The organism is Actinacidiphila oryziradicis, assembly GCF_005047355.1.
Classification (GTDB): Bacteria; Actinomycetota; Actinomycetes; order Streptomycetales; family Streptomycetaceae; genus Actinacidiphila; species Actinacidiphila oryziradicis.
In genome coordinates this window covers 265,229-271,611 of record NZ_SUMC01000008.1, presented here as the reverse complement: position 1 = coordinate 271,611, position 6,383 = coordinate 265,229, and the positions used below count along the sequence as shown (strand labels likewise).

The window sequence follows — 6,383 nt, the reverse complement described above, 5'->3', positions numbered from 1 at the left end:
CCGCCGAGTTGTCGGCAGTTTCTGCAGGCCGGCGACGGATAGCTCGACACGACCGGCTCCATCAAGCGGCTCCGGCCGCAGTGGTGGCCGCGGGGCTCTACGACGCCGTTCCAGGAAATGGCGCTGACAGGCGGGCCACTCCAAGGCCTGGTCGTCGGGGGACCGGGACGGACCGCGCTTGCCGATCTGCCTGCCTGCCTGGGCGTGGCGCGCGGGCGGTGTCCCCGGGAGAGGGTCGCCGGGTGCCGGGGGTTTGTCTGCCTACACCACGAGCTCTGCCGTCCGGTTCGCTTGCTCAGCTATGAACTCTGGCTACTTGCTGAGGTGGTCGAACTGGCCTGTCTTGACGCCCTTGAGGAGGGTCTTCAGCTCGGCCGGGGTGGTGGTGAGGATGGTGTCGGAGTGTCGCCCTCGCGCATGAGGATGGCGGCGTCGTGGGACGCGATCTCGATGTGCTGCTCTGCCCTCGCCCTGGAGAACGACGAATTCTGCCAGTCGAACTCGCCCGCCTGGACGCCCCTGAGGAACACTGCGAGGTTGGTTCGGGTGGTGGTTATGGCGACGCCGGGGTTGTCACCCTCGCGGATGAGGATGCCGTTCGCACTGCGGGCCAGTTCCACGCAGTTGTTGCCGGTGCTCGAAAAGGAGGACTTCTGCCAATTGGAGTCTACGATCATTTCGGGGGGCCTCACATTTCCTGGGCGATGCTATGAATAAGGTTTTTTGACCTGCTCGCGTCCAGTGCTGAATCTGTGATGGTGTCGATGAGCTTCCGATATCCCTGGAGTTGCAGTTCGGCGTCCAGATATAGGCCGCCGAAGGGCGTGTCAATCCCAACGGTGTCCAGCTGAGCGACCGGGCCGCCCGCGTAGACCATGGACTGGGCATATCCGATGATCTCTTCTAGCGAGAAGGGGATCACCCTCAAGGTGACGCTGGGCCAATCGGCGACAGCGAGCAAGTATTCCAGCTGTGACTTCGCGACCTTCCGGCCGCCATAGCGCATGCGGAGTGCCGCCTCGTGAATGATTGCCTCATAAGGGGCAGGATCAGTTCGTTCGAAGATCCGCCGTCGCTTCATCCTGTGCTCGACGCGGATTTCAAAGTCGCCGAACAGATTGCTTGGGCCGAAAAGAGCCCGCGTGTAGTCCTCGGTCTGGAAGATTCCGGGGATGACGAGCATCTCGACGCTGCGAGTGTAGGCAGCATGGTATTCCAGTTCGGACATGTCCAGGGCCCCGGGCGGGACGGTGTCACGGTACTCATCCCACCAGAACTGACCTCGGTGCTCGCGTGCGATGGCGCACAAGGCGTCGATCAGTGTGGCGTCCTGACATGAGTAGAGGCTTGCGAGGTTGCGGACGCGTTCCTCGCTGACTCCGCGCCGCCCGGCTTCCATCATGCTCATCTTGGCCTGGTTGGTCCCGAGCGCGGCAGCGGCCTCGCGCGCGAGTACGCCCGCGCGCTCGCGCATCTTCCGCAGTTCGGCGCCGAGTCGGGCCTGTCGGACTGTCGGGGTGTCCTTCGGCGACATGTCACCTTCCTACGCGTGGATCCGAGTTTCCCGCGAGACCACCCCGTCGGTCTACCCGATCGAGTGAGAAGTTCGGGGATGTATCCCTTGGGGGATACATCCCCGAGTACGGTCCTGTTCTGTGTGACAGCGGGCACGCCAGTAAATCCGCAGTGCAGCCGCCTGCCTTGCCTCGCGCAGGGGGGCGGCCCGGCCACGGTGGCGTGTGTGCGGGCACGACGTATCGCATGGGAGGCGTACGCATGACCGTCAACATCCAGGAGCACTTCGCTCTTGACTACCAACTCACCGCACCCAACGATGCTTCGGCGCCGAAGGTGGCGCGGGAGCTGCTCGCGGCGATTCTGGCCACCGCGGATCGCGCGGGGATGGTGGATGCCGCTCAGGTGTGCGTCTCGGATGTGGTGACAAATGTGCTCCGGCACACCCGGGTGGCCGTGCTCGCGGTGGAGGTGTCGGTGCTGCGGGACCGGGTGATCGTCGGGGTGCGGGACAGTGATCCGGAGGGGCGGCCGTGTGTCCGTCCGCCGAGCGCGGAGCGGGAGGGCGGGCGTGGGCTCCTGCTGGTGCGGACGCTGGCGCATAGGTGGGGGGTGACCTGGACGGGCGGGGTTACGCCCACCGGTAAGCGGGTGTGGTTCGAGTTGCGGGAGGGGTGCGCGGGTGGATGTACGCACTCGGCGGGAGTGCCGGGATGGTGAAGGCCATGGGCTGCTGGGGATCTGTCCAGCGCATTCTGGTGCCGGCGGAAGGGTCGTGCTCGGGCTGCTCGCGGTCGCCGGAGTGTTGGCGGGGTTCGGTTCACCCCGCCGCCGCTGCTGGAGCGTCCCGGATACCGGGGGGCGTATCGCCGCCCGAGCCCATCCTCAGCACCGCACGGCTGATGCCCTTCAGCGAAACCCCCGAGTCGGTGTAGAACGTCGCGTTCTCGGCCGCCAGCACCGCCCACTGCACCCCCTCCGGCACCTTGTCCAGCGGCAGGTCCTGCCGGTTGACCTGGCCGGTCCTGGCCATCTCCGTACCGTCCGCCCAGTAGTACACATTGTCCTGCTGGGTCGCGAAGGCGTTGAGGTCCTTCGGTATGCCGGTGTACGCGTACGCGATGCCCACGGCCAACGTCAGCGACACCGTTGCGAACAGGAACAGCGAGAGCACCTGTCGCCACGAAGGCACGAACCGGCGCACGCCCGTCCGGCCGGGACGCGGATACTCCCAGCGGACCCGACGCGCCAACCGCACCACAGGCGCGGCGAACCGCGCCCACACGGCGCTCCGTCCGCCAGGCTCCGCTTCGCCTCCTGGCGTCAGCTCTGGCCTTGGTCCTGGCACACCGCGCCGGTGCTTACTCATGCGCCCCGCCCCAAGGGGAGCATGTGCCCCCCACGCTCGTTCGACTCTGCGTCCCCGCTAGAACCTATATCGCATCGTCGACCACACCCCCAGAGGTGGGGCGAAATATCCCGGAAACATATATCCTGTGGATCTCACATAGCAGGATGGGCGGGAATCTTCGTCACGTCCTCGATCTCGTGCGACGCCTTTCCCAGCAGTTGCCGCGCCAGGTCATTAAGCGCCCTGGCCGCCGCCAGCTCCTCCCCCACCCGCGTCTGCGCCGGGTCATTCGGATGCCGGGTGGAGTGCCCGTGGGCCCGGAGCTCGGTGCCGTCCGGCAGACGCAGCAGAGCGGCTGCTTTGGTGCGGGAATCGACAGTGCGGAAGTCCATTTCGATGTGCCATCCAACGAGAGTGTCCATGGCGACCACCTCCAGCTCACCTTCCAGGGTGCTCCTCGTTGCGACCCGGCGCGACGGCGCGCACGCTGGATATAAGAGGCCGCGCGGACAGGTGGGGTGGGTGAAGGAGCGGGGCGAGGGCCGAGTCTGGCAAGGCGGAGGAGAGAGGCGACGCGGAGCGTCGTCGACCGACGACAACGCCGCCAGGCGAGAGCCATCGGCACGCGACGCCGCCCCACCTGTCCGCGCGGCCTCTAAGCCCCGGATTAAAGCCGCCTGGTCCCTCTCACGTACAACCGATCCTGAACGGAGGTACGGCCATGATCACTGTCATGGACATCATGCACTCCGGCGCCCAGTGCGTCTCCGGGCACCAGAGCATCGCCGAAGCCGCCCGCCTCATGCGGGATCTCGACGTCGGCGCCCTGCCCGTCTGCGACAACGACGTCATCAAGGGCATCATCACCGACCGCGACATCGTGCTGAAGTGCGTGGCCGAGGGCCGCGACCCGGCCACCGTCCCCGCGAGCGAGCTCGCCCAGGGCCGCCCCCAGACCATCGAGGCCGACGAGGACATCTCCCGGGCGCTCATGCTCATGGAGGAGAACAAGGTCCGCCGGCTCCCGGTCATCGAGCACCCCTCGCACAAGCTCGTCGGCATGATCAGCGAGGCGGATGTGGCCCGGCATCTGCCGGAGGCGCAGGTGGCGGAGCTCGTAGCCACGATCTGTGCCGAGTAGGGCCTGCCCGCAGGGCGAGGCGGGCCAGCGGCTCGGTGCCGCTGTCCCGCCTCGGGTGCCCTGCAGCTCGGTGTCAGCCCTGGTCAGCCGCCGATGGGGCGGTGACGCACGACCTTCTTCTTCGCCGGCTTGGCGACCTTCTTCGGCGCGGGCTTGACGGTCTTCTTCGCCTTCAGCGGGGTGACGTGGCGGAAGCTCATGGGATGCTCCTTCTGGGGGTTTCGGTTATTTCTCGTTTATTTCGCCGGATCGTTTTCCGTTCGCTCCGACAGAGAAAACAATACCCGGGAAATCCACCTCCGGAAGCCAATTTCCCTTAGATAACGCTAAATTGAATGTGAGACCTGTTCTCACTCGATCCGGGAACCGGACGGGCATGTGCGCGGCAAAGACAAAGGCGGGCCGACGGCACTGTGTGCCGTCGGCCCGCTGCCTCAGTACTACTGGGTCTTACCTGGTCAGCCGCCGATGGGGCGGTGACGTACGACCTTCTTCTTCGCCGGCTTGGCGACCTTCTTCGGCGCGGGCTTGACGGTCTTCTTCGCCTTCAGCGGGGTGACGTGGCGGAAGCTCATGGGATGCTCCTTCTGGGGGTTGGTTTTTCCTCGGTTTTCCTTCGCCGGAGTTCTGCGTTCCCTTCCGACATGGAAAACACTACGGCACCGAATCGGGTGCCGGAAGCCAATTTCCCTTAGATGAGGGTGAGTTGCGCATGAGACGGCTTCTCAGATTCAGCTCGTTACAGAATCGGGAAATTCCAGCGACGTATTCATGGCACCGGCGCGGTAGAACAGCAGAAAATGCCGGCGCCCCCACCCGGAAGGGCGCGGGGGCGCCGGCTGTGCCACCCAGGGTTGCTCAGGACTGCTCAGGGACTCTAGAACGGGAACTGGCTGCGACCGTGCTGGATCGAGATCCACTTGGTGGTGGTGAACGCGTCCACCGACGCGTCGCCATTGAGCCGGCCGACGCCCGAGGCCTTCTCGCCGCCGAACTCGACGAGCGGCTCGTCGTGGACCGTACCGTCGTTGATGTGGATCATGCCGGTGTCGATCTGGTGGGCCACCCGTACGCCCCGCTCGATGTCACCGGTGTGCACCGCGCCGCTGAGGCCGTACGGGGTCTCGTTGGCGATCCGGATGGCCTCCTCCTCACCGTCGAAGGGGACGATGAGCGCCACCGGGCCGAAGATCTCCTGGCTGAGGATCGGAGCGCCCTCGGGGATGCCCGAGATGACGGCCGGCGAGACGAGCGATCCCTCGGTGGTGCCGCGCAGCAGAGCGGTGGCGCCGTCGGCGATAGTGCGGTCGACGAGCGCGTTGATGTTGTCGGCCTGGGTCTGGTTGATGAGCGGGCCGATGTGGGTGGTCGGGTCCAGCGGGTCGCCGGTCTTGAGGGTGGCGACCTTGGCCACGAACTTCTCGGTGAACTCGGCCTCGATCGACCGGTCCACGAGCACCCGGTTGGCGGCCATACAGACCTGGCCCTGGTGGACGTAGCGGCTGAAGACGGCGGCGTCGACGGCGTAGTCGATGTCTGCGTCGTCCAGGACGATGACCGCGCTGTTGCCGCCGAGCTCCAGGATGGTGCGCTTGAAGTGCGAAGCGGCAACGGTGGCGACATGGCGGCCGACCTTGTCGGAGCCGGTGAAGGAAATGACCTTGGGGACCGGGTGCTCAAGGAGCGCGTCGCCGATCTCTGCGATGTCGGTGACCACCACATTCAGCAGGCCCCCGGGGAGACCCGCGTCCTCGAAGATCTTCGCGATCAGCGTGCCTCCGACGATCGGCGTGTTCTGGTGCGGCTTGAGCACCACAGCATTGCCGAGCGCCAGGGCCGGGGCGACCGACTTCAGCGAGAGCAGCAAGGGGAAGTTGAAGGGGCTGATGACGCCGACCACGCCCACCGGCACCCGGTAGAGCCGGTTCTCCTTGCCATCCACCGGGGAAGCGACGATCTTCCCCTCGGAGCGGACGGCGAGCTGGATCGCCTCACGGAGAAACTCGCCCACCAGATGCAGTTCGAACCCCGCCTTGAGGCGGGTGCCACCGAGCTCGGCGATGATCGCCTCGGTGATCTCCTCCGAGCGCTCCTGGATCAGGCCGAGTGCCCGTTCGAACACCTGCCGCCGGGCGTACGGGTTGACCTTGGCCCACTCCTTCTGCGCCCGCTCGGCGGCGCGGTACGCCTGGTCCACCTCCTCGACCGTGGCCACAGCTATGGAGGCGAGCTTGTCCCCGTTGTACGGATTGAAGTCGACAATGTCCCAGGACCCGCTGCCGGGCCGCCAGTTCCCGTCTATGTATTGAAGCGCCAAATCGGAGAAGTACGACACTTGGTCCCTTTCGCGAAGTCCCTGGTGGCACGCGTAAGTTG

Annotated in this window: 7 protein-coding genes; 2 read left to right on the top strand and 5 right to left on the bottom strand. The window is 65.9% G+C overall.

What is annotated here, in order from left to right:
* Positions 1 to 365: 365 nt before the first annotated feature.
* Positions 366 to 677, bottom strand: a complete 312-nt coding sequence (locus tag FCI23_RS63040; protein WP_136723517.1) for a DUF397 domain-containing protein — start codon at positions 675 to 677, stop codon at positions 366 to 368.
* An 11-nt stretch (positions 678 to 688) separates the two neighbouring features.
* Positions 689 to 1,534 (bottom strand): helix-turn-helix domain-containing protein, encoded by an 846-nt coding sequence (locus tag FCI23_RS12175; RefSeq protein ID WP_136723516.1) that lies wholly within the window; start codon positions 1,532 to 1,534, stop codon positions 689 to 691.
* 242 nt (positions 1,535 to 1,776) lie between these two features.
* Here FCI23_RS12175 and FCI23_RS12170 point away from each other — a divergent pair, with 242 nt between their 5' ends.
* Entirely contained in the window at positions 1,777 to 2,235 is a 459-nt protein-coding gene (locus FCI23_RS12170; protein WP_136723515.1) for an ATP-binding protein, read from the top strand.
* Between the two features lie 100 nt (positions 2,236 to 2,335).
* Here the strand turns inward: FCI23_RS12170 and FCI23_RS63655 are convergent, their stop codons facing one another.
* Positions 2,336 to 2,689 (bottom strand): transglycosylase domain-containing protein, encoded by a 354-nt coding sequence (locus tag FCI23_RS63655; RefSeq protein WP_407645951.1) that lies wholly within the window; start codon positions 2,687 to 2,689, stop codon positions 2,336 to 2,338.
* Positions 2,690 to 3,018: 329 nt separating this feature from the next.
* Positions 3,019 to 3,288 (bottom strand): DUF1876 domain-containing protein, encoded by a 270-nt coding sequence (locus FCI23_RS12160; protein ID WP_136723513.1) that lies wholly within the window; start codon positions 3,286 to 3,288, stop codon positions 3,019 to 3,021.
* Positions 3,289 to 3,587: 299 nt separating this feature from the next.
* On the opposite strand from FCI23_RS12160, the gene FCI23_RS12155 reads away from it, so the two are divergent.
* On the top strand, positions 3,588 to 4,007 hold the full coding sequence (locus FCI23_RS12155; protein ID WP_136723512.1) for a CBS domain-containing protein: 420 nt from the start codon (positions 3,588 to 3,590) through the stop codon (positions 4,005 to 4,007).
* Between the two features lie 877 nt (positions 4,008 to 4,884).
* On the opposite strand, the gene FCI23_RS12150 is transcribed toward FCI23_RS12155, so the two are convergent.
* Positions 4,885 to 6,342 carry an aldehyde dehydrogenase family protein gene (locus tag FCI23_RS12150; RefSeq protein WP_136723511.1) on the bottom strand — a complete coding sequence of 486 codons (1,458 nt, stop codon included), beginning with the start codon at positions 6,340 to 6,342 and terminating at the stop codon, positions 4,885 to 4,887.
* Between the last annotated feature and the right edge of the window lie 41 nt (positions 6,343 to 6,383).

Coding starts and splice junctions, on each gene's coding strand:
- FCI23_RS12175 (WP_136723516.1), bottom strand. CDS start 1,534: ATGTCGCCGAAGGACACCCCGACAGTCCGACAGGCCCGACTCGGCGCC.
- FCI23_RS12155 (WP_136723512.1), top strand. CDS start 3,588: ATGATCACTGTCATGGACATCATGCACTCCGGCGCCCAGTGCGTCTCC.
- FCI23_RS12170 (WP_136723515.1), top strand. CDS start 1,777: ATGACCGTCAACATCCAGGAGCACTTCGCTCTTGACTACCAACTCACC.
- FCI23_RS63040 (WP_136723517.1), bottom strand. CDS start 677: ATGATCGTAGACTCCAATTGGCAGAAGTCCTCCTTTTCGAGCACCGGC.
- FCI23_RS12160 (WP_136723513.1), bottom strand. CDS start 3,288: ATGGACACTCTCGTTGGATGGCACATCGAAATGGACTTCCGCACTGTC.